Origin of the sequence: Mesorhizobium sp. B2-4-19, from assembly GCF_006441315.1 — a bacterium.
In the GTDB taxonomy this organism is placed as follows: domain Bacteria; phylum Pseudomonadota; class Alphaproteobacteria; order Rhizobiales; family Rhizobiaceae; genus Mesorhizobium.
This window is the reverse complement of the sequence record NZ_VFUV01000015.1, coordinates 15,362-36,773: the sequence shown is the minus strand read 5'-3', so window position 1 is coordinate 36,773 and position 21,412 is coordinate 15,362. Positions and strand designations below refer to the sequence as shown.

Annotated in this window: 20 protein-coding genes and 1 pseudogene; 9 read left to right on the top strand and 12 right to left on the bottom strand. The window is 64.1% G+C overall.

The window, feature by feature from the left end; genetic code table 11:
• The first annotated feature begins 3 nt into the window (after positions 1 to 3).
• The 7 genes from FJ546_RS22660 (at position 4) to FJ546_RS22635 (ending at position 6,382) form a co-directional block, all read left to right on the top strand.
• Entirely contained in the window at positions 4 to 888 is an 885-nt protein-coding gene (locus FJ546_RS22660; RefSeq protein ID WP_019860913.1) for a transglutaminase family protein, read from the top strand.
• A 44-nt stretch (positions 889 to 932) separates the two neighbouring features.
• Positions 933 to 1,142 (top strand): glycosyltransferase, encoded by a 210-nt coding sequence (locus tag FJ546_RS31705; protein ID WP_246686925.1) that lies wholly within the window; start codon positions 933 to 935, stop codon positions 1,140 to 1,142.
• Complete coding sequence (locus FJ546_RS22655; RefSeq protein WP_246686924.1) at positions 1,139 to 1,735, top strand: hypothetical protein; 597 nt, start codon at positions 1,139 to 1,141, stop codon at positions 1,733 to 1,735. The genes FJ546_RS31705 and FJ546_RS22655 overlap by 4 nt, the downstream gene beginning before the upstream one ends.
• Before the next feature lie 106 nt (positions 1,736 to 1,841).
• Positions 1,842 to 2,933, top strand: coding sequence for a DNA topoisomerase IB (locus FJ546_RS22650; protein ID WP_140891371.1), 1,092 nt, complete (start codon positions 1,842 to 1,844; stop codon positions 2,931 to 2,933).
• Positions 2,934 to 3,033: 100 nt separating this feature from the next.
• Complete coding sequence (locus tag FJ546_RS22645) at positions 3,034 to 3,408, top strand: YciI family protein (RefSeq protein WP_140891370.1); 375 nt, start codon at positions 3,034 to 3,036, stop codon at positions 3,406 to 3,408.
• Complete coding sequence (locus FJ546_RS22640) at positions 3,405 to 4,679, top strand: RNA polymerase sigma factor (RefSeq protein ID WP_140891369.1); 1,275 nt, start codon at positions 3,405 to 3,407, stop codon at positions 4,677 to 4,679. The genes FJ546_RS22645 and FJ546_RS22640 overlap by 4 nt, the downstream gene beginning before the upstream one ends.
• A gap of 188 nt (positions 4,680 to 4,867) precedes the next feature.
• Complete coding sequence (locus FJ546_RS22635; RefSeq protein WP_140891368.1) at positions 4,868 to 6,382, top strand: aldehyde dehydrogenase family protein; 1,515 nt, start codon at positions 4,868 to 4,870, stop codon at positions 6,380 to 6,382.
• Between the two features lie 98 nt (positions 6,383 to 6,480).
• On the opposite strand, the gene FJ546_RS22630 is transcribed toward FJ546_RS22635, so the two are convergent.
• The 12 genes and pseudogenes from FJ546_RS22630 to FJ546_RS22570 all read right to left on the bottom strand — a co-directional run bounded on the left by FJ546_RS22630 (position 6,481) and on the right by FJ546_RS22570 (position 20,617).
• Positions 6,481 to 7,209, bottom strand: coding sequence for a hypothetical protein (locus FJ546_RS22630; RefSeq protein WP_246686923.1), 729 nt, complete (start codon positions 7,207 to 7,209; stop codon positions 6,481 to 6,483).
• A 529-nt stretch (positions 7,210 to 7,738) separates the two neighbouring features.
• Entirely contained in the window at positions 7,739 to 10,600 is a 2,862-nt protein-coding gene (locus FJ546_RS22625; protein WP_140891366.1) for a nitrate reductase, read from the bottom strand.
• A gap of 2 nt (positions 10,601 to 10,602) precedes the next feature.
• Positions 10,603 to 10,932 (bottom strand): nitrite reductase small subunit NirD, encoded by a 330-nt coding sequence (nirD, locus tag FJ546_RS22620; protein WP_095772697.1) that lies wholly within the window; start codon positions 10,930 to 10,932, stop codon positions 10,603 to 10,605.
• 211 nt (positions 10,933 to 11,143) lie between these two features.
• Positions 11,144 to 13,594, bottom strand: a complete 2,451-nt coding sequence (gene nirB, locus FJ546_RS22610; protein WP_140891365.1) for a nitrite reductase large subunit NirB — start codon at positions 13,592 to 13,594, stop codon at positions 11,144 to 11,146.
• Positions 13,595 to 13,604: 10 nt separating this feature from the next.
• On the bottom strand, positions 13,605 to 14,846 hold the full coding sequence (locus FJ546_RS22605) for a nitrate/nitrite transporter (RefSeq protein ID WP_246686922.1): 1,242 nt from the start codon (positions 14,844 to 14,846) through the stop codon (positions 13,605 to 13,607).
• A gap of 116 nt (positions 14,847 to 14,962) precedes the next feature.
• Entirely contained in the window at positions 14,963 to 15,154 is a 192-nt protein-coding gene (locus FJ546_RS22600; protein ID WP_140891363.1) for a twin-arginine translocation signal domain-containing protein, read from the bottom strand.
• A gap of 397 nt (positions 15,155 to 15,551) precedes the next feature.
• Positions 15,552 to 15,761, bottom strand: a pseudogene (locus FJ546_RS22595) (ABC transporter ATP-binding protein); the annotation flags it as partial.
• 1 nt (position 15,762) lies between these two features.
• The gene (locus FJ546_RS22590) at positions 15,763 to 17,001 is read right to left on the bottom strand and encodes a CmpA/NrtA family ABC transporter substrate-binding protein (protein ID WP_140891362.1); all 1,239 of its coding nucleotides are present in this window, start codon (positions 16,999 to 17,001) and stop codon (positions 15,763 to 15,765) included.
• Positions 16,998 to 17,600 carry an ANTAR domain-containing response regulator gene (locus FJ546_RS22585; protein WP_032931485.1) on the bottom strand — a complete coding sequence of 201 codons (603 nt, stop codon included), beginning with the start codon at positions 17,598 to 17,600 and terminating at the stop codon, positions 16,998 to 17,000. Before FJ546_RS22585 ends, FJ546_RS22590 begins: the two co-directional genes overlap by 4 nt.
• A gap of 118 nt (positions 17,601 to 17,718) precedes the next feature.
• Complete coding sequence (locus tag FJ546_RS22580) at positions 17,719 to 18,039, bottom strand: hypothetical protein (RefSeq protein WP_140891361.1); 321 nt, start codon at positions 18,037 to 18,039, stop codon at positions 17,719 to 17,721.
• Between the two features lie 77 nt (positions 18,040 to 18,116).
• On the bottom strand, positions 18,117 to 18,911 hold the full coding sequence (locus FJ546_RS22575) for an endonuclease/exonuclease/phosphatase family protein (protein WP_140891360.1): 795 nt from the start codon (positions 18,909 to 18,911) through the stop codon (positions 18,117 to 18,119).
• Between the two features lie 242 nt (positions 18,912 to 19,153).
• On the bottom strand, positions 19,154 to 20,617 hold the full coding sequence (locus tag FJ546_RS22570; protein WP_140891359.1) for a phosphatidylserine/phosphatidylglycerophosphate/cardiolipin synthase family protein: 1,464 nt from the start codon (positions 20,615 to 20,617) through the stop codon (positions 19,154 to 19,156).
• 311 nt (positions 20,618 to 20,928) lie between these two features.
• Between FJ546_RS22570 and FJ546_RS22565 the strand changes: the two genes are divergently transcribed.
• Together FJ546_RS22565 and FJ546_RS22560 are read left to right on the top strand one after the other, a co-directional pair.
• Positions 20,929 to 21,123, top strand: a complete 195-nt coding sequence (locus FJ546_RS22565; RefSeq protein ID WP_140891358.1) for a hypothetical protein — start codon at positions 20,929 to 20,931, stop codon at positions 21,121 to 21,123.
• A gap of 9 nt (positions 21,124 to 21,132) precedes the next feature.
• Positions 21,133 to 21,360 carry a hypothetical protein gene (locus tag FJ546_RS22560; protein ID WP_140891357.1) on the top strand — a complete coding sequence of 76 codons (228 nt, stop codon included), beginning with the start codon at positions 21,133 to 21,135 and terminating at the stop codon, positions 21,358 to 21,360.
• The last annotated feature ends 52 nt before the right edge of the window (positions 21,361 to 21,412 follow it).

Below are 21,412 nucleotides of genomic sequence, written 5' to 3'. Positions count from 1 at the left end.
TCCATGCTCTACGACATCAGGCTTCATCTCCATTACGACTATGCAGCGGCGGCGGGCGGCGGCCGCCACCAGATCCGCGTGCTGCCATCGACGATATCGGGTGTGCAGCGCGTCATTGCCGCATCGCTGTCCTTTGCCCCGGCGCCCAATGAACGGTCGGATTTCTCGGATTTCTTCGGCAACAACGTCACTTCGATTGCTTTTCGCGATGCGCATGACGCGCTCGACATCAGGATGAGCGCCCGCGTTTCGGTGTCGCGGCCCGAGCCCGGGCTCGACGTGTCGCCCGATATAGGGCGGCTGCGGCAGGAACTGGCCGCGGTGCGGTCGTTGGCGTCTGACTCGCCGCACCATTTTCTGGCGGGAAGCGCTCACTCCGGCATCGACGCGGCGATCACCTCTTATGCGCAGGACAGCGTCGGTACCTCGGCCGCCGGCACGGCAATGGATCTGTGCAACCGCATCCATCGGGATTTCACCTATGACGGCGAGGCGACCACGGTGCGGACCCGGGCCAGCGACGCCTTCAGGCTGAAGCGCGGCGTCTGCCAGGATTTTTCGCACATCATGATCGCGGGCTTGCGCGGGCTCGGCATTCCGGCCGGTTATGTCAGCGGCTTCCTGCGCACCATCCCGCCCAAGGGCAAGCCGCGGCTGGAAGGCGCCGACGCCATGCATGCCTGGGTCAAGGTCTGGTGCGGACGCGACGCCGGCTGGCAGGAATTCGACCCGACCAACGGCATGCGAGCCAGCAACGATCATATCACCGTCGGCTACGGCCGCGACTATTCCGACGTCGCGCCGATCGTCGGTGTGCTGAAGACCACTGGCGGACAGGTCGGCGAGCAGGCCGTCGACGTCATTCCGGTTGCGCTCGAGAAGGTATGAAAGCGAGCTGAAAAGCGCGAAGCGTTCCGCCACAGCAATTGTGGGTGGACGAAGCGACTTCTCAAACATCGCAATTGGCCTTGCCGCTGCGCGTGCTGCCGGCCGAATGCCGCGACGCCGGCGGCGCCCGCAACGTGGCGCTGGCGCAGGCGCTCCATCCCTGGGTGTATCTGATCGACGCAGACGATTTGCATCTTCAGGGCGGATTGCGCGCGCTGCTGCGGCAGGCGGAGAACGGCCGAAGGCCGGCATGATCGTCGGCGCCTACCGGCGGCGGGTGAACGGCCAGGATCGGCAGATCAAGATTCCGAACGGCTATCAGGCTGCGTGCCTGGCAAATGCTTCGGCCTATGTGAAAGGCGACATACGCTCCGTCGCCGTGGGCAGCGTTCTGGCGTCCCGGCAACTGATCGGCGATACAGGGTTTCCGGTGGGCCTTGCCTATGACGAGGACACGCTGTTCTGGGCGCGGCTGATGAGCAAGGCTTCGCTGGCCATGACGCCGCAACCCGTCATGGTCTATGAGGTTTCGCCGGCCCGTTCCGACGACCGCTTTGCCATCAACCCGGTGCGGCGCTTCCTGGAGTGGCGCCGGGAATCGCGCACGCTCACCGATTGCGGCATCCCGGTCTCGGCGCTCAAGACCAGGGAGGGGCTTGTCGCCCTCAAGATCGCCCGCGTCCACTATGCGCGCGGCGACCTGGACATTGCCGCGCGCTTCCTGGCAGTGGCCGCTGCCGCGCCAAAGCGGCGGTCAGAAGCCTGGCGCTGCCTGCGCTACAGGTTCAAGCTCGCAGTGCGACGGCGGCTGTCGGCGCCGCGGGTGGAACCGCGGGGCGCCTTGTAGTCGTAAGGTTCCGTCATTCGCTTGCCGCGGCCAGTCGACTTTCGCGCGGGGCGTGGAACCAGCTGTCGGCCAGCAGCTTATCTACGCATATTTGCGTGGAGCTTGCATGCTGCAGAGACCCGGATTGCCGCCCTGCCGGTCAACCGACGGCGACGCCGCGCCGAAGAACGGGGCGCAAAGCGCGGCCGGGCACGCCGCACTGACCTACGTCAGCGATGCCGAGCCCGGTATACGCCGGCTAAAGACAGGCAAGGGATTTTCCTACAAAGGGCCGGACGGGAAAGCGGTCTCGGATACCGCCAGGGCGCGTATCGAGGCGATCGTCATACCGCCGGCCTGGACGGATGTCTGGATCTCGCCTGATGCCGACGGGCACATCCAGGCGACCGGCAGGGACCAGCGGGGGCGCAAGCAGTATCGTTATCATCCGCAATGGGCCGAAGAACGCGACGATGCCAAATATTCGAGCCTCGTTGCCTTCGCCGAAAGCTTGGCCAGCCTGAGGCGCACGATAGACAGCGATTTGCGCCGCCACGGCCTGCCGTTCGAGCGCGTCGTCGCCGCGGTCGTCTGGCTGCTCGACAACACGATGATCCGCGTCGGCAATGCCGCCTATGCGCGAGACAACAAGAGCTTCGGCCTGACGACGTTGCGCGACCGCCATGTCGATATCAAGGGATCGAGCCTGCGCTTCGCCTTCGAGGGCAAGTCCGGCAAGGAATGGAAACTGAAGCTGGTCGATCGCCGTATCGCCCGCATCGTGCGGGGTGCGCAGGACCTGCCGGGCCAGAAACTGTTCCAGTATCTCGACGAGGAAGGCAATAGACGCCCGATCCACTCCGACGACGTCAACCGCTACATCAGGGATGCCGCCGGCGATGCGTTCAGCTCCAAGCATTTTCGCACCTGGGGCGGCACCATCCATGCCGCGTCGCTGTTTGCGCAGACGGAGCTGCCCGAAACCCAGGCCCAGCAAAAGCGGGTGATGAACAGCGTCATCGACAAGGTGGCCGAGCGGCTGGGCAACACGCGCGCCGTCTGCCGCAAATGCTATATTCATCCGCTGGTTTTCGAGGCCTGGTCGCAGGGACGGCTGCTGGCAGAAATGGCGGAAGCCAACAAGCGCAAGCGGCCCATCGAGGGTCTCGATGACGAGGAAGCGATCGTGCTGAGATGGTTGAAGGCGCATCAACGGTGACTGGCGGCGATTGACGGTCGCTCAATCCGTGTTTTTTTGTCGACGTCGTGTCGGGATCGGTCATACTGTTTCGTCCTTTGATACAGAAAAGGACCAGCCCATGCTCTACGCCATACTCTGCTATGCCTCCGAAGACGTCGTCAGCTCCTGGAGCAAGGCGCAGGACGACGAAGTCATGGCCAATCTCCTCAACGTTCAGGACAAGTACGCCAAGGCTGGCCGGCTTGGCCCGGTGGCGCGGCTTTTGCCGACGACGGCGGCGACGACGCTGCGGAAAGTGAAAGGCGAATCGGTCGTCATCGACGGGCCCTTCGCCGAGACCAAGGAGCAGTTCCTGGGTTTCTACACGCTCGAATGCACCGATCTCGACGAGGCTGTCGAATTCGCCCGTGAGCTCTCCGAGGTCAACCCGAGCGGCGGCTCCTACGAGATCCGGCCGGTCTCGGTGTTCAATCCCACCGGTGTTGCCGTATGACCGAACTTGCCTGGATCAGCTCCGCGATCAGCGCCGCCCGCCCGCAGGCAATGGGCGCGCTGCTGCGCTATTTCCGCGATCTCGATACGGCGGAGGAAGCTTTCCAGGATGCCTGTCTCAGGGCGTTGAAGAACTGGCCGCAGAACGGGCCGCCGCGCGACCCGGCGGCCTGGCTGATCTTCGTCGGCCGCAACAGCGGCATCGACGCGGTGCGCAAGCGCGCCAAGCAGGCGCCGATGCCGGAAGAGGACCAGATCTCCGATCTGGAAGATGCCGAGAGCGACATCGCCGAGCGGCTGGACGGCGCGCACTACCGCGACGACATATTGCGGCTGCTCTTCATCTGCTGCCATCCGGACCTTCCCGCAACGCAGCAGATCGCGGTCGCGCTGCGCATCGTCTCCGGTCTCACCGTCAAGCAGATCGCTCGCGCCTTCCTGGTCGGCGAGAGCGCCATGGAGCAGCGCATCACCCGCGCCAAGGCGCGCATCGCCGACGCTGGCGTGCCGTTCGAGACGCCGGGCGCGGTCGAGCGTTCCGAGCGGCTCGCCGCGGTGGCGGCGATGGTCTACCTGATCTTCAACGAAGGCTATTCGACCAATAGCGGCGAGGCGCCGGCCCGCGCGCCGCTATGCGAGGAGGCGATCCGCCTTGCCCGGCTGTTGCTGCGGCTGTTCCAGACCGAGCCGGAGATCATGGGGCTGACGGCGCTGCTTTTGCTGCAGCATGCGCGCGCGCCGGCCCGCTTCGACGAAGACGGCGAGATCGTGCTGCTGGAGGACCAGGATCGCGGCCTGTGGAGCCGCAAGATGATCGACGAGGGGCTGGCGCTGGTCGACAAGGCGTTGCGCCATCGCAAGCCCGGTCCCTATCAGGTGCAGGCGGCAATCGCCGCTTTGCATGCCCGGGCAGAAAAGGCCGAGGACACCGACTGGGTGGAGATCGATCTGCTCTACGGCCTGCTCGAACAGATGCAACCGTCGCCCGTCATCACGCTCAACCGCGCGGTGGCGGTCTCGAAAATACGCGACCCGGAAGCCGCCCTTGCCATGATCGAGCCGCTGGAAGAAAGGCTTTCCGGCTATTTCCACTTCTTCGGCCTCAAGGGCGGGCTGCTGATGCAACTCGACCGGGGTGAGGAGGCGCGGGTTGCCTTCGACCGGGCCATCGCGCTGGCCAACACGGCGGCGGAGGCAGCCCATATCCGCATGCATATCGACCGTTTGATGAAGGACGGCGCCGTGCGCGTGCCGGCGAAAAAGGCCAACTGAGCCGCGTTTGCCCATCTGGCTCAATCGTGTCGCCCGGGCTTAGACCATGCCGGGGTGGCGATTTTCCCTTGAAACGAGTAAGGCCACGCCATGACTGTGCCCGAAGTGCCTTTTCGGCACGCGGGCGAGATGGCGCGAGGCTTTGACCCGACGCCAGATGATGACGACGGGATCTGAAAGGGACAAAAATGACCATAGCGAAGGAAACGGCCGAGCTTCTGGCGAAACTGGGTGTGGCCAAGGACGCGCTGTCCGGCGGCGATCTCATCGTGCGCAGCCCGGTGACGGGCGAACAGATCGCGGCGCTGAAGACCATCTCGCCGGCCGATGCGGCCAAGACCATCGATGCCGCGCACAAGGCGTTCCAGTCCTGGCGGCTGGTGCCCGGCCCGAAGCGCGGCGAACTGGTAAGGCTGCTCGGCGAGGAATTGCGTGCGCACAAGGCCGAGCTTGGCCGGCTGGTGTCGATCGAGGTCGGCAAGATCCCGTCCGAGGGCCTCGGCGAAGTGCAGGAGATGATCGACATCTGCGATTTCGCCGTCGGTCTGTCCCGGCAATTGTACGGTCTGACCATCGCCACCGAGCGTCCGGGCCATCGCATGATGGAAACCTGGCATCCGCTCGGCGTGGTCGGCGTCATTTCCGCCTTCAACTTCCCGGTCGCGGTGTGGTCGTGGAATGCGGCACTGGCACTGGTCTGCGGTGACGCGGTGGTGTGGAAGCCATCGGAGAAGACGCCGCTGACGGCACTTGCCTGCGAGGCGATATTCAAGCGCGCGGTCAAGCGTTTCGGCGTCGACGCGCCGCAGGGGCTGGCGCCGGTGCTAATCGGCGACCGCGCCGTCGGCGAGATCCTTGTCGACCATCCCAAGGTGCCGCTGGTTTCGGCGACCGGCTCGACCCGCATGGGCCGCGACGTCGGCCCGCGCCTGGCCAAGCGCTTTGCGCGTGCCGTGCTGGAACTCGGCGGCAACAATGCCGGCATCGTCTGCCCCACCGCCGATCTCGACATGGCGCTGCGCGCCATCGCGTTCGGCGCCATGGGCACGGCCGGCCAGCGCTGTACGACGCTGAGGCGCCTGTTCGTGCATGAGAGCGTCTATGATGCGCTGCTGCCGCGGTTGAAGAGGGCCTATGAGAGTGTTTCGGTGGGCAATCCGCTGGAGACCTCTTCGCTGGTTGGGCCGCTGATCGACAAGGCCGCCTTTGACGCCATGCAGAAGGCCTTGAAGGAAGCCACCGCCCATGGCGGCAAGGTGACCGGCGGCGCGCGCGTCGAGAACGGCCACCCGGACGCCTATTATGTGCATCCGGCGCTGGTCGAGATGCCGAAGCAGGTGTCGCCGGTGACGGAAGAGACCTTCGCGCCGATCCTCTATGTGATGAAGTATTCGGATTTCGACGCCGTGCTCGACGAACACAACGCGGTGGGTGCGGGCCTGTCGTCGTCGATCTTCACCCGCGATCTGCAGGAATCGGAGCGTTTCCTCGGTGTCGACGGTTCGGACTGCGGCATCGCCAACGTCAATATCGGCACGTCGGGTGCCGAGATCGGCGGTGCTTTCGGCGGCGAAAAGGAAACCGGCGGCGGCCGCGAAAGCGGCTCCGATGCGTGGAAGGCCTATATGCGCCGCGCCACCAATACGGTGAACTATTCCAAGGCGCTGCCGCTTGCCCAAGGCGTTTCGTTCGACATCGACTGAGAACGCCGAGGTCTGTCCAAGATCAGAGGCGATTGATGCTCGGAGAGCATCAATCGCCTCACGCTTTCGCCAAAATCGGCCCCTGTGCAGGGCGCTGCTCAGTCACCGCCTTGCGGTGGCGGGAAACAAGCCTTGAAGGCATTGTCGACGACAGCCAGCTTGGCGGCCTGCACGGTCATGTATTCCTCGTAGAACCCGTGCGACACCCACATCACCGAATGGCCGCGTTGGCCAAGCCAGCCAATGCTGCCGAGTTCCTCGGCGGTGCGCAGTTTGCGGCCAAGATGGGTCCGCGACAGGTTGAGCCATTTGGCGAAATCGCCGATCGAAACGACGCTGGTCGGAATCCGCTCCAGGCCGGCATGATCCGGATCGATGCCGGACATCAGCCAGTCCATGACGATGCCGCCATTGTTGAGCCAGATGAAAAGGGAAAAGGTCTGGTTGGGTTCGCGCACCGGCTTTGAGGCCAGCAGGCCGTCAGCGATCAGTGGCTGCAGCGTGGCAAGCATGTCAGGCCGTTCCAGATATCTGCCCAGCCGGTCGCCGCCATCGATATGGTCAAGCGTGCGCAGATGGGCGGTCACCCAGCCGGTGAACCTCTCGATGGTGGCGGGCGTCGGTTGCAGGGGATGCGTGCGGCCGTCCCCGCCCGCCACGTACTCGGCGATGTTGTAGTGCAGCATCTCCTTGATGAAAGCATCCGCCGTATTGCGGCTGGCCACGGCGTTCTTGTACACGATCTCGGTGAAACGCGAGACGGTCAACTCCTTGCGGCGGTCGTTCGGGTCCCGCCGGAAATGCATGGAAAGCCCGACATGAGCCATCAACCAGCGTTGCTGCGTGGCAAAGATTGAAGCCAGTCGCGGGGTTTCCTCATAGATTCGGATCAGGGACTGCGACTGTTCCTGTACGTAGCGGTGCAAGGCCGGATGGGAGGCTATCTCTTCCAGATTCAGCGCGAATCTCCCGATCTCTTGAATCAACTCGGATAGCGACGTTACGTTCCCTATTTTTCAGCCTTCAACACTTGTGTCCAGACGTACCATTTGCGGACAACAGGGCCAGCCGAGGCACGGATCGACAGCGACGGGTTCGTGGCTCAGTCCGCTAACTGATTGGAAAACCCCTCGCAACGATAGTCGGCCGAACGGCTGCCCCGTTGAAGGGCGACCTGCGGGTCCTGGCCCTCTTTGAAATTCACCTGGATGAGCGGGCAGGTGACCATTTCCAATTGCTGGTCCACGGCGGCATCATCCCATCCACCAATATGGCCGAAGCCCGACGAAGTCGTATTAACAATTGGTCAGGTTTGGCGCGGCCTCGCGGACCGCTCAAGTCGCACGAGATTGCGGCTCACTCGGCCGCTTGAACGCGGCCAGCCTGGATGAGGGCGCGGATCTCGGACCGGCAGGAGCCGCAATTGGTGCCGGCCTTCAGCACGCCGCCGATGGCTTCGACGGTGGTGCAGCCGGCCATCACCGCAGCCACGATCTGGTTGGCCCCGACGTTGAAGCAGGAACAGACGGTCGCGCCGGCATCCGGCCGTTCGGCACAGGCGCGGCCGGCGACGATCCTGAAGCGCTCGCGCTGGCTGGCGTGAACCTCTTCGAGCTGTTCGGCGGCCCAGCCGCGCGACACCGCGACCGGACCGGGCGCGACGAACAAAGCACCCGTGAGGTGCTCACCGTCGAAGGCGGCGATGCGGTGCTGACCGGCGTCGCGGTCGTGATAGGCAAGCATTTCGGCCGAAGGAGCCTCGAAGAGCGAACCGGCGAAGGCTGTCCAGTCGGCGTCGTCGTCGGCAAAGGCAAGCTCGACCCGCCATCCGCCCCTGCAACGAGCGACCGCCCAATAGTCGGCAGCAATCGCCTCGGGACGGCGGCGCATCACGGCGAAACCAAAGGCCTTTGCGGCAAATTTCTCGATACGGGCGGCGACATGTTTCAACGCCGGCTGACCTGAAACCGGATCGATGAGCGGTGCGGTCAGTGCGTCGAGCCGGCCTTTTGCCGCGAACTGATCGGTCCAGTGCATCGGCGCGAAGACGCTGCCTTGGCGCTGGCGTGACGTGATCAGGGCGCGGACCAGGACGTCGCCGCGCGGGCTGGAGATACGCACGATGTCGGCGTCGCCGATGCCGTGGTGCTGCGCGTCCACGGGATGGATTTCGACAAAGGGCTCGGCGATGTGCTGGGACAGACGCGGGCTTTTGCCGGTGCGCGTCATGGTGTGCCAGTGGTCGCGGATGCGGCCGGTGTTGAGGACGAGCGGGAAGTCGGCGGTGGTGCGGGTTTCCGTGGTGGCGCGGATGGCGATGAAGCGGGCTTTGCGGTCGGGTGTGTAGAAATGGCCGTTGGCGAAGAAACGCGCGGGTTGCTGCTCCGTCGTGCCGTTCGCTTGTTGCGAATGTCGAGCTTGATCGCCCCCCTCTGTCCTGCCGGATATCTCCCCCTTGATGGGCGAGATCGACAGCTTCGACGCCGGCTCTCCAGTTGCAACGTTGGAGACTGGCGAAAGCCGAGGCAACAGCTGATCTCCCCCACTGAGGGGGAGATGGCCGGCAGGCCAGAGGGGGGCGCCTCGGGCCGGCGCTGGCCATTGGAACGGCGCCAGTTCTTCATAGGCCTCTGCATTCATTCCGCCATGAGCTCCAATATCAAAATCCCGCGCACCGTCATTCTCAAACCCAGACAGGGCGGCATGCTCGCCAAAAATTTCCGCAGGCGTCTCATGGGCAAATACCTCGCTAAAACCCATCCGCCGCGCCACCTCCGCAATGATCCACCAGTCGGGCCTCGCCTCGCCGGGCGCCGCCAGAAACGACCGCTGGCGCGAGATGCGGCGCTCCGAATTGGTGACGGTGCCGTCCTTTTCGCCCCAGGCGGCGGCGGGCAGCCGGACATGAGCATGACGCACTGTGTCCGTGCTGGCCAGCACGTCCGAAACCACAACGAACGGGCAAGCCTTGATTGCCGCTTCGACGGCGTCTGCGTCAGGCATCGAATCGACCGGGTTGGTGGCCATGATCCACAGCGCCTTGATGCGCCCGTCAGCCACGGCTTGAAACATCTCGACGGCCTTCAGCCCGGGCTTTTGCGCGATGTCAGGCGCATTCCAGAAGCGCTGCACGCGATCGCGGTGTTCGGGATTCTCGATCTCCATATGGGCGGCGAGCATGTTGGCCATGCCGCCGACCTCGCGACCGCCCATGGCGTTGGGTTGGCCGGTCACCGAGAACGGGCCGGTTCCCGGTTTGCCTATGCGGCCGGTCGCGAGATGGCAGTTGATGATGGCGTTGACCTTGTCGGTACCGGACGACGACTGGTTCACGCCCTGGCTGTAAACGGTCACCGTCTTCGCGGTCGCGGCGAACAGGCTGTAGAAGCGGGCAAGCTCGTCTTCGCTCAGGCCTGTTGCGGTGGCAACACTGGCGAGATCGAGCGCCGATGCCGCAAAAAGAGCTTGTCCGAAGCCGGTCGTGTGCGCCGTGATATAGGCGCGGTCGAGCGCATTGTGCTGGCCGAGCCAGGCGAGCAGGCCGGTGAACAGGGCGACGTCGCCATCGGGCGCGATCGCCAGATGCATGTCGGCGATATCAGATGTCATGGTGCGGCGCGGATCGACCAGCACGATCTTCATCTCCGGCCGCTTTTCCCGGGCCGCCGCGATGCGCTGATAGAGCACGGGATGACACCAGGCGAGGTTGGAGCCGACCAGCACGATCAGGTCGGCGCGTTCCAGATCCTCATAGGTTCCCGGTACCGTGTCGGAGCCGAAGGCGCGGCGGTGGCCGGCGACGGACGAGGCCATGCAGAGACGCGAATTGGTGTCGATGTTGGCCGAGCCGATGAAGCCTTTCATCAGCTTGTTGGCGAGGTAGTAATCCTCGGTCAGCAACTGGCCCGAGACATAGAAGGCGACCGCATCCGGTCCGTGCTCGGCAATGGTGCGCGAGAAGGTCGAAGCGACGATGTCGAGCGCCTCGTTCCAGCCTGTCCGGCGGCCGTGGATTTCTGGATGAAGCAACCTGCCGTCGAGACCGATGGTCTCTGCCAGGGCGGAACCCTTGGAGCAGAGCCGGCCGAAATTCGCGGGATGATCGGGGTCGCCGCGGACGGACACTTGCCCGTCCGCGGCGACCTTCGCCAGCACGCCGCAGCCCACCCCGCAATAGGGGCAAGTGGTCCTCACCTCGCGTGCTGCGTCGATCTCCATGGTCAGGCAGCGCGGCTGGCCAGCGCTTCCAGCGCCAGGAACAGGCGCTCGCCCTCGACCTTGACCGGGATGGTGCGTACTGCGCCCTCGTCGGCGCCGAGCGCCTTGCCTGTCTCCAGCGAGATCACCCAATTGTGCAGGGGGCAGGTCACCGCCGCGCCATGGACGATGCCTTGGCTCAGCGGCCCGCCCTTGTGCGGGCAATGGTCGTCGATGGCGTAGACCTGATCGTCCTGGGTGCGGAAGACGGCGACCTTGCCTTGCGGGGTGGCGACACAGCGCGCACCACGGCGGGGGATGTCGGAGATGGTGCCGATGGCGATCCAGTTCATTGGGCTGCCTTTGCTTGATAGGATTGCGCCAAGGCACCCCCCTCTGTCCTGCCGGACATCTCCTCCTCAAGGGGCGAGATTGGCAGCCTCGATGACGGCGACCGTCCTGCGACGTTGGAGATTGGCGAAAGCCGAAACGACATTCGATCTCCCCCCTTGAGAAGGAGATGGCCGGCAGGCCAGAGGGGGGTGCTTCGCGCAAACATCTCCATCACTCCGCCGCCTGCGCGAACCCGACCGAAGCCATCGGCCGAAACTCGTGCTTGTCCTTGCCGGAGACGCGTTCAGACCACGGGTCGACCTGGGCGAATTTCTGGGAGAAGACGAAGCGGTCGTAATAGGCCTTGCGCTTGGCATCGTCGTCCATGATCTGGCGCTTGATCTCGGGGATGCCGATGCGCTTGGCCCATTTGTAGATGCGTTCGAGATAGCGGCCCTGCTCGCGGTACATCTGCGTCAGCGCCACGATATGCTCCAGCGCCTCGTCCTCGGTCTTCACAAGGCCGAGCACTTCGGTGCCCTTGATGTCGAGGCCTGCCGCCCCGGCGAAATGGATCTCGTAGCCAGAATCGACGCAGATGACGCCGACATCCTTGCAGGTCGCCTCGGCGCAGTTGCGCGGGCAGCCCGACACCGCCATCTTGACCTTGGCCGGGGTCCACGAGCCCCACATGAATTTCTCGATACGGATGCCCAGCCCCGTCGAATCCTGCGTGCCGAAGCGGCACCAGTCGGAGCCGACGCAGGTCTTCACCGTGCGCAGGCCCTTGGCATAGGCGTGGCCGGAGACGAAGCCGGCCTGGCCGAGATCGGCCCACACCGCCGGCAGGTCCTCCTTGCGAATGCCCAGCATGTCGATGCGCTGGCCGCCGGTGACCTTGACCATCGGGATATCGAACTTGTCGACGACGTCGGCGATGGCGCGCAGTTCGGCGGCATTGGTGACACCGCCCCACATGCGCGGCACCACCGAATAGGTGCCGTCCTTCTGGATGTTGGCATGCACCCGCTCATTGATGAAGCGCGACTGGTAGTCGTCGGCGTAGTCGTCCGGCCAGTCGCAGACGAGGTAGTAGTTGAGCGCCGGCCGGCATTTGGCGCAGCCGCAGGAGGTCTTCCACTCCAGTTCCTGCATGACGGCGGGAATGGTCTTGAGGTGCTTTGCCTTGATCAGCCGGCGCACCTCGTCGTGGCCGAGCGTGGTGCAGGAGCACATGGGCTGCACGGCCGCAGGGTTGTATGTGTCGCCGAGCGTCAGCACCATCAGTTTCTCGACCAGCCCGGTGCAGGAACCGCAGGAGGCGGACGCCTTGGTGTGCGCCCTGACATCGTCGAGCGCGGTCAGGCCCTTGGCCGTGATAGCGCCTGTGATCTTGCCCTTGCAGACGCCGTTGCAGCCGCAGATTTCCGCATCATCCGGCAAGGCTGCAACGGCCGCCATAGGGTCCAGCGGGGCACCCCCCTGATAGGACTGGCCGAAGATCAAGGTATCGCGCATCTCCGATATGTCGGTCTGCTTCTTCTTCAGGTCGTTGAACCAGGCGCCGTCCGCCGTTTCGCCATAGAGCACCGTGCCGATGATGCGGTCGTCCTTCAGCACAAGCCGCTTGTAGACGCCGGCCGAGGCGTCGCGCAGCACGATTTCCTGGCGGTCCTCGCCCTCGGCAAAGTCGCCGAGCGAGAACAGCTCGATGCCGGTGACCTTGAGCTTGGTCGGCGTGTCCGAATGGACAAAGGCGGCGGCCTCGTTGCCGGCAAGCTGGTGGGCGGCGACGCGCGCCATCTCATAGAGCGGCGCGACCAGCCCATAGACCATGCCGTTGACCTCGGCGCATTCGCCGAGCGCGTAGATGTCGGGGTCGTTGCTGCGCATGCCGGCATCGACGACGATGCCTCTGTTGACGGCGATGCCGGCATCCTTGGCCAGCGCCGCGTTCGGCCTGATGCCGACGGCCATCACCACCAGCGTCGCCGGAATGACGGTGCCGTCGGCGAGCTCGACCCGCTCGACCTTGCCGTTGCCGGTGATTGCCTGGGTGTTGGCCTTGGTGATGACCTTGATGCCGCGTTGCTCCACCGCGCGCTGCAGTAGGTAGCCGGCGGCCGGATCGAGCTGGCGCTCCATCAGCGTCGGCATGACATGCAGCACGGTGACGTCCATGCCTTGCGCGTTGAGACCCGCCGCCGCCTCCAACCCGAGCAGCCCGCCGCCTATGACGACCGCCTTGGCCCGCGACTGGGCGGCCAGCATCATGGCTCGCACGTCGTCGAGATCGCGGTAGGTCAGCACGCCGGGCAGGTTGTGGCCCGGCACCGGAATGATGAACGGCACCGAGCCGGTGGCGATGACGAGCTTGTCGTAGGGCTCGGTTACGCCATGGTCGGAGGTGACGGTTTTCGCCTGCCGGTCGATGGCAACGATCTTGTGACCCTTGTAGAGGGTGATGCCATGCTTGATGTACCAGCCGTCACCATGGATGATGATCTCCTCATAATCCTTTTCGCCCGACAGCACCGGCGACAGCATGATGCGGTCATAATTGACGCGGGGCTCGGCGTTGAAGATGGTGACGGCGTAGCGGCCCGGCGCTTGCTCGAGGAGGTGCTCCAGCATGCGCCCGGGGGCCATGCCGTTGCCGATGATGACGAGTTTTTCTGTCATGTCCGCTCTCTCACTCAGCCGCGTAGGAAAGGGGTGAAGTTTCGGCGGATGCCGCGCGCTCCATGCGCCGGATGGAGACATGCATCCAGGCAAGGCAGGTGGCGACGATGACGAACAGCAGCATGAAGCAGCTCGACCACACGCCTGTGAGGTCGTTGAGCGCGCCGAAGGCGATCGGCAGGATGAAGCCGCCTAGCCCGCCGATCATGCCCACCACACCACCGACCGCGCCGACATTCCGCGGATAGTAGGCCGGGATGTGCTTATACACCGCGGCCTTGCCGAGGCTCATGAAGAAGCCGAGCACGCAGGCGACGGCGATGAAGGCGAGCGGGCCGATCTCGAAATGGAAGGCGATCGGCCCGCTAATGCCGCGCACGACGTAGTCTGCCGAGGGGAGAGACAGAACGAGAGTCGCGACGGCACTGACGGCGAACGTCGAATAGAGCACGGTGCGGGCACCGATCCGGTCGGAAAGCACGCCGCCATAGGCGCGGAAGACACTTGCGGGAATTGAATAGGCCGCGCCTATCATGCCGGCGGTCGCAAGCCCGAAGCCGTAGACGCCGATCAGGTAGCGCGGCAGCCAGAGCGACAGCGCCACGAACGCGCCAAAGGCGAAGAAATAGTAGAAGGCGAAGCGCCAGACCTGCACATTCTTGAGCGGCGCGAATTCCTGCCAGAAATTTCTGGTGGGTGTTGCCTTGCCGGCGCGGCGCTCGCCGATGACGGGATCATCGCCGGTGGTGAACCAGAAGATGGCGGCCATGACGACGAGCGCTGCGGCCCAGATCAGCGCCACCGACTGCCAGCCCCAGGAGAGAAGCACGAAGGGCGCCAGGAATTTGGTGACCGCGGCCCCGACATTGCCGGCACCGAAGATGCCGAGGGCGGTACCCTGCCTGTCCGCGGGGAAGAAGCGCGAGACATAGGACACGCCGACGGCGAAGGAGCCGCCGGCGAGCCCGACGCCAAGCGCGGCAACCAGCATCTGCCCGTAGGTATGCGCGAAAGCCAGCAGGAAGGTCGCCACCGCCGCCGCAAGCATGGTCGCGGTGTAGACCAGCCGTCCGCCAAAGCGGTCGGTCCAGACGCCGAGCACCATGCGCACGAGCGAACCGGTGAGGATCGGCGTGCCGACGAGCAGGCCGAACTGCGTCTCGTTCAGCCCGAGATCCTGCTTTATGCGAACGCCGATGATTGAAAAGATCGTCCACACCGCGAAGCATACGGTGAAGGCGATGGTGGACATCACAAGCGCCTGCCGGGGGGCACTGTCCTGGCTGGGCGGGGCTGGGAGATTTGCGGTCAATGTCTGGCTCCGATCTGCGGCGTGGGAGGCACCATGGATATTTTGTGGGTGAATGATCAGCGGCGCGGCATCGATGGATGCAACGAGACCGAGTTCGCGACGGTCAGGTCCTTGCCTTGAATCTTGGCGCCTATCGGAAACAGCAGGAGCGCGGCGGTGAAAAGTGCCGCCGTCAGCGCGCTGCTGGCCAGAAAATCGCGCCGCGTGAAGTCCGCGAGGGACGCGCCAGTTCCGATCCGTTTCGTCATCGTTGTCTCCGTTTTGGCGCCGCTTGGACCAGCGCCGTCGATCGAGCGAAAAACAAAAAAGCCGCCGGCCAGGTCTTCGCGCGTCCGTCCATCCGGGATCGCGCATGACCTGAGCGGCAGCTTTGCCTGTGGCGCCCGCCATTGGACGCCGTTATCACTTGGCCCTTTGCGGACCTACATTCTGAAATGCAGGAAGCGTGCCAATTCGAGAGCTGCCTGGATTATCGAATGAAATCAATGTGAACCGCAGCCGAACGATTTTCGACCAAGCGCGGTAGCGGATCAAAGATTAGTCAGAATGCCTTGCGCGGCAGCATAATATTTGTGCAGTGCGGTAGGCTGCCTATTACCGATGCACATTGCCAATTGCCGATGATCGCGCTTTTCGGTCATGGCCTTACCCGGCGGCTGCGACGAAGCGGTGGCGTTCGTAGAGGAACTTCAGCACCGCCTCACGGCAGCGCAGGAAGGTCCGGTCGGAGGAAAGTTCGACGCGCCGGCGTGGGCGCGCCAGCGGCACCGCAAGCACCTCGCCGATGGTCGCTGCCGGACCGTTGGTCATCATGACGATGCGGTCGGAGAGCAGCACCGCCTCGTCGACATCGTGATCAGGCTTCCGTGCGGGCCGATTTCTGGCGCGCTATGTAGGCGTCGATCTCGTCGGGATCGAAGATCTGGCCGTCGAAGAAACCGTCCGGGCCGAGCACCAGGCCGGCGCCGGTCGCGCCGACCGCGGTGGCGACCTTGAGCGCGCCCTCGACCTTCGCATTGGCCCCGGGGAGCGCGACACCGAGCGGCTTCAGCGCCGAGCGGTAGAGGTCGGGCCGATAGCAATCCCGGGCGATGGCGAGATTATCAGGCGTGTGCGCGACATGACCCCAGCGCACCATCTGCGTGTAGAGCCACAGTGCATGGCTCTTCCACGGAAAGTTCGCCGCCTTGTCGAAGGGCAAGAAAAAGTCGTCGACATCCAGCTCCGCTCCGCCGCCCAATTGCAGATGGCCGGTCAGGATCGGCATCTGCACGGCCGGCGTCAGGCCGAGGAAGCCGGGCTGCGCCATCACCGCGGCCAATTCGGCGTGGTTGGCCGGATCCTGGCACCAGCGCGCCGAATGATGCAGCGCGCGCAGCAGCGCCGCCAGCGCCTCCGGTTTCTCGTCGGCCCAGGCCTTGCGCACGCCGATCACCTTCTCCGGGCTGTTGCGCCATATCTGCGCCTTGACGGTGACGATATGGCCGGTGCCGGCGGCGACCGCAGCGCTGTTCCAGGGTTCGCCGACGCAGTAGCCGTCGATGCGTCCAGTGGCGAGCGCGTCGGCCATGAAGGGCGGCGGCACGATGACGATCTCGATTGCGCGGTCGGGATCGATGCCGCAAGCGGCAAGCCAGTAGCGCAGTTCGTAATTGTGCCCGGAATGCGGGTGCACCACGGCAAAGCGCAGCGGTTCGCGGCGCGCGGCCGCTCGATCGCGAATGAATGCGCGCAGGGCCGCGCCTGCGCACGCGGGATCGAGATCGGCTTGGGCGCCATGCGCCGCCATGCCGGCCCAGACAGCGTTGGAGATGGTGACGCAATTGCCGCCGAGCCCGAGCGAGAACGGCACGATGGTCTCGGAAGCGAGCGGCGTCAGCCCGAGATTGCAGGCGAGCGGCATAGGCCCCAGCATATGCGCAAGATCGAAATGGCCGATGGCGATGCGGTCGCGAATGTTGGCCCAGGAGGTCTCGCGGTGCAGCGTCAACTCAATGTCTTCGCGGGCGGCGAAGCCAAGCTCGCTCGCGGCGACCAGCACGGCGCTGTCGAAAAGCGGCATGAAGCCGGCGGTGATCTGATGCCTCATGCTCATTCGTCCTCCGCCGGCCCCAGCAGCCCGGCCGCGGTCACCAGGCTCTGGGCGATGTCACTGATCTTGCGGTTCTGGTTCATCGCCGTCTTGCGCAGCAGCGTGTAGGCGGCCTCCTCCGAGAGGCCGCGCGACTTCATCAGTATGCCTTTGGCGCGATCGATGACCTTGCGGCTCTCTAGCTCGCTGCGCGCCTCTTCCAGTTCGCGCGCCATGCGCGAGAAGGCATTGAAGCGGCTCACCGCCATGTCGAGGATCGGCTTGACACGCTCTTGCCGCAGACCGTCGACGACATAGGCCGACACGCCGGCATCGACCGCGGCCTCGATCGAGGCCTGGTCGGAGCGGTCGACGAACATGGCGATCGGGCGCTTCACGGCGCGCGACAGCTGGAACATGTTTTCGAGCATGTCGCGGTTGGGGTTTTCGAGGTCGATGACGATGACGTCGGGTTCGATCTCGGCGATCCGCCGCGCAATGCCGGTTACGTCATGGATGACGGTGACAAGCTGATGGCCGGCTTCGCGCAGGCCGGCCTCGATGATCGAGGCGCGGATGCGATTTTCATCGATCACCAGGACGGCTAGGGAGGATCGGACCATGCCTGCATTGTGGGGAAGGCCGAGAAATTGTGCAATGCGGCATAGCCACGTCCTTGAAAGGAATATGGCTATGCCGCCGCCGAGGACTACGTCCTGTCAGAACGGGGTAAGGCGCGGGTTAGCCGCAAACGCGAACGTCTTCGACCACCCTATGGTGGTGGCGCCAATGCACGACTGTTTCCACATGGCAGCGATGGTGCCGGTGGTAACGCCGATACTGGCCATAATTATCGTACTGAACGCTCTGGTCGTCCTCATATTGGTTGTCATAGCGCCGGTCATGATGCCGGCGAATAACGATCCCGCCATTGTCGGAATCGTCTGGTGAATATTGGTTGCCGTCGTCGGACTGGATAGTCACACTTGCGGCCTGCGTCGGCGCAATGACCGATGCGGTTGCGGCCAATGCCAAAAGGGACGCTAAAATCAAGTTTTTCATTTTGTCCTCCTGTGCGTTCAGCACATATAAACTTGACACATAAACTCGCGGATGACCCGGAGCGTTCCACTGCAGATCTACACGCTTTGCGACGCCGGGGACATCATGGCGTTATCGGCGGAAACCATGTGGTCCAGGCGAACGAAGGCCGTGAGCGGCAGATGGTCGGAGGCGACGCGCGAAAGCGGCGTGTCATGGGCTTCGACCGCTGCGATCATTCCGTGCCGATTGGTCATGATCCGGTCGAGCGCCAAAAGCGGCAGGTTCGAGGGGAAGGTGGGCACCGCCGGCGGCTGAGGCCCGAACGTCGCGTGCAGCGTGTTGAGCGCCGAGCGGTTGCCGAGCCGCCATTCGTTGAGGTCGCCGAGCAGCAAGGTCGGCTTTTCATCGGCGCTGCTCATGATGTCCAGCACGACACGGGCCTGCTGCGAGCGCGAATGGCGCAGCAGGCCGAGATGGGCGGCGATGATGCGCAAGGTACGGTTTCCGTCGAGGTCGATCTCCGCCACCACCGCGCCGCGCGGTTCCAGGCCCGGAAGCCTGATCTGATGCACGTCACGGACGACGCCCTTCTTGAACAGAAGGACATTGCCGTGCCAGCCATGGCCCTTGCCGGTCGCTGAAATCGGCACCGGCACCAGGCCGGTTTCCCGCTCGAGGCGGGGCAGGTCGAGAAGCCCGTCACGGTCGCCGAAACGGTTGTCCGCTTCCTGCAGCGCGATGACGTCGGGGTCGATTTCGCGGATGACGCGGCTGGTGCGCTCGGGATCGAATTTGCGGTCGACGCCGATGCATTTGTGGACGTTGTAGGAGGCAACCAAGGTGCCCGTGGTGGCGGTTGCCTTGTGCGCAGCCGCGTTTGCCTTGCGCATCCGCCTGTCGCGAATGGACAAAAGCATGGTTGCCGGGAGGCTGCGTCCGTTTATCCGCACCGTGTGCCTGCCATGCCTGCTGGTCTCACCATGCACCTCAAATCGAGTCTTTGCGCTTATGTTCCATGGCCGACACCAACTATCCGTCAAAAACGTCGTTTTGTTAAAGCCTTCCAGAAATAGGGTGAGAGCCCATCTAGAGATAGGGTGAGAACCCATCTAGAGATAGGGTGGAAACCCATCTAGAGATAGGGCGATCCCAGCCACAGGATGCGGTCGAACAGCCGGATGATGAAGGGGCGGGCTCGCAAGGAGTCCAGCGTGACGGGAATGGCCGTTTCGATTGCCGATCCGATCCGGGCTTCGATCTCGCGGGCAAAGCCGGCGTCGAGGATCTCCAGATCGATCTCGAAGTTCAACCGCAGCGACCGGGCGTCGAGGTTGGACGAGCCGACATAGGCCCACACGCCGTCGATCGACAGCAGCTTGGAATGGTCGAATGGGCCGTCCGTGCGCCATATGCGGCAATAATTCTTCAGGATCTGGTCGAATTGCGCGGTCATGGCGCGGTCGACGAGGAAGAGATTGTTGACCGCCGGCACCACGACATCGATCTCGACGCCGCGCCGGGCGGCGGTGATCAAGGCGCTGATCAGTTCGCGGTCCGGCAGGAAATAGGGCGACATCAAACGGATCGACTTGCGCGCCACCGAGAAGGCGCCGATCAGCAGCTTGTGGTTGGTCTCATTGCTGGCATCCGGCCCGGATGCGACCGCCCGCACCAGCATCGGCTGGCCGGGTGGCGGCGACAGCGGGGCAATTCGCCAGGCATCGCCCTTCAGCGCTTCGTTGGTGGCGAAGCGCCAGTCTTCGGCAGCGACCGAGAACAGGTCGGCGACGACAGGTCCGGTGACCTTGAAATGCGTGTCCCTGGCGCTGTTGGAGCCTGCGAACTCGGCCGAAAAACCCTTGCGGATGTTCATCCCGCCGGTGAAGGCAACGGTGCCGTCGACCACAAGGATCTTCCGGTGGGTCCGGAGATTGGCGTAGGGCAGGCGCAGGCCTATGACGATGTTGCCGTTGAAGACGTCGGCGGGAATGTTGGCGCGGCGCAGATGGCCGAGGATGCTGGGAACGGAGTAACGGGCACCGACGGCATCGATCAGCACGCGAACGGCGACGCCGCGCTGGACGGCACCGGCCAGCGATTCCACGAAAAGCAGGCCGACGGCGTCATTGTCGAAAATATAGGTCTCGAGCAGGACGCTGCGCTCGGCGCCGTCGATCGCCGCGCACATGGCGGCATAGGCCTCGTCGCCAGTCTCCAGAACGTCGATGGCATTGTCCGGGTTGAGGGCGCGCCGCGCCACCCTGTCGCCCAGCGTCCGCAGGCCGGTGAAGCGCTGACCGTAGCGCTCGACGATCAGGGCCTCCTCGGCGGCGATGTCGCGCTCGTGCTTGGCGGATACCGCGTCGCCGGTGAGCGGACGCTGCGCCGTGATCGTGGCGCGGCGGATGCGGTTGATGCCGGCCACGGCATAGATCAGCACGCCAAGGATCGGTGACAGCACCATCACGCCGACCCAGCCGGTGGCGGCGCGCACATCCTCCTTGGTCATGACGGCGTGGGCGATGCCGACGGTCGCCATGACCACCGAGATGATCGCCAGGATTTGGGTCCAGTGAGTCGCAATGGTCTCGAACATTGCCGGGACTATCCAGCGAGCGGTTGCAGAACGCAATGCGGCCGGTTCATGCCTCGCATTCGGTGGATGGCGGTTGCCGCCTGGCCAAGGAGATCTAGTCCCAGGCAGGGTTTGGACAATGAATTCTCCCTGAACGCCCGCCTGGGAAAATCAACTTGACGCGAGGGAAAGCAAAGAGACGGCGTGATCCTGCATCGCCCTGTGCTGCCCTTGTGGTCCAAGGCTTCCTGTAATTTGGCATCACATCTGTTGTATATCAGTTGGAACGAAATTAGCGGTATAAACTTTGATCCGAGGCGGGGGGACGCCGAATGACGAAATTCAACTTCGAGGGGCCTCCCGTGGGGGACGGCGACCTGTCTGCCGAATGCCAGCGCCAGTTGCTGCCTCCCGTCCGTGAGATCGTCCAGGCGGCGGTCGCGGCCGGCTGGAACCGCGACGATGTCCTTCTGGCCTTTGTCGAACTCACCTGGGATCTGTACGAGAAACGTCGCGGTGATCTGTAGCAGCCGCTCGTGACCGGCCGGCTTGGCGCCCCGTCGTGCCTGGCTGCCGATGCCGGCGCCAAAAAACGAAGCAATGGATTCGCCGAAGCCGCGCCCACGGGCGATAAATGGATCTCTGGGATGGCGAAAATCGGCCATCGCCCTGAAATAGAATGCTCGCCAATTTCGATGACCGGTCATTTTTTCTCTCTTTTCGCGAATAAAAATTTTTCTTTGCGCATGGGAGTTCTTCCCTAGCCGAGACGCCTGCGTTACTTTGGTTCCGGGTTCGGGCAAGGGGATTTCAGGC

Bases quoted from the DNA above. Each gene is read 5' to 3' on its own strand.
- FJ546_RS22660 (WP_019860913.1), top strand. From the start codon at position 4: ATGCTCTACGACATCAGGCTTCATCTCCATTACGACTATGCAGCGGCG.
- FJ546_RS22655 (WP_246686924.1), top strand. From the start codon at position 1,139: ATGATCGTCGGCGCCTACCGGCGGCGGGTGAACGGCCAGGATCGGCAG.
- FJ546_RS22650 (WP_140891371.1), top strand. From the start codon at position 1,842: ATGCTGCAGAGACCCGGATTGCCGCCCTGCCGGTCAACCGACGGCGAC.
- FJ546_RS22645 (WP_140891370.1), top strand. From the start codon at position 3,034: ATGCTCTACGCCATACTCTGCTATGCCTCCGAAGACGTCGTCAGCTCC.
- FJ546_RS22640 (WP_140891369.1), top strand. From the start codon at position 3,405: ATGACCGAACTTGCCTGGATCAGCTCCGCGATCAGCGCCGCCCGCCCG.
- FJ546_RS22635 (WP_140891368.1), top strand. From the start codon at position 4,868: ATGACCATAGCGAAGGAAACGGCCGAGCTTCTGGCGAAACTGGGTGTG.
- FJ546_RS22630 (WP_246686923.1), bottom strand. From the start codon at position 7,209: ATGGCTCATGTCGGGCTTTCCATGCATTTCCGGCGGGACCCGAACGAC.
- FJ546_RS22625 (WP_140891366.1), bottom strand. From the start codon at position 10,600: ATGGAGATCGACGCAGCACGCGAGGTGAGGACCACTTGCCCCTATTGC.
- nirD (WP_095772697.1), bottom strand. From the start codon at position 10,932: ATGAACTGGATCGCCATCGGCACCATCTCCGACATCCCCCGCCGTGGT.
- nirB (WP_140891365.1), bottom strand. From the start codon at position 13,594: ATGACAGAAAAACTCGTCATCATCGGCAACGGCATGGCCCCCGGGCGC.
- FJ546_RS22605 (WP_246686922.1), bottom strand. From the start codon at position 14,846: ATGTCCACCATCGCCTTCACCGTATGCTTCGCGGTGTGGACGATCTTT.
- FJ546_RS22600 (WP_140891363.1), bottom strand. From the start codon at position 15,154: ATGACGAAACGGATCGGAACTGGCGCGTCCCTCGCGGACTTCACGCGG.
- FJ546_RS22590 (WP_140891362.1), bottom strand. From the start codon at position 17,001: ATGAGCATGAGGCATCAGATCACCGCCGGCTTCATGCCGCTTTTCGAC.
- FJ546_RS22585 (WP_032931485.1), bottom strand. From the start codon at position 17,600: ATGGTCCGATCCTCCCTAGCCGTCCTGGTGATCGATGAAAATCGCATC.
- FJ546_RS22580 (WP_140891361.1), bottom strand. From the start codon at position 18,039: ATGAAAAACTTGATTTTAGCGTCCCTTTTGGCATTGGCCGCAACCGCA.
- FJ546_RS22575 (WP_140891360.1), bottom strand. From the start codon at position 18,911: ATGCGCAAGGCAAACGCGGCTGCGCACAAGGCAACCGCCACCACGGGC.
- FJ546_RS22570 (WP_140891359.1), bottom strand. From the start codon at position 20,617: ATGTTCGAGACCATTGCGACTCACTGGACCCAAATCCTGGCGATCATC.
- FJ546_RS22565 (WP_140891358.1), top strand. From the start codon at position 20,929: ATGACGAAATTCAACTTCGAGGGGCCTCCCGTGGGGGACGGCGACCTG.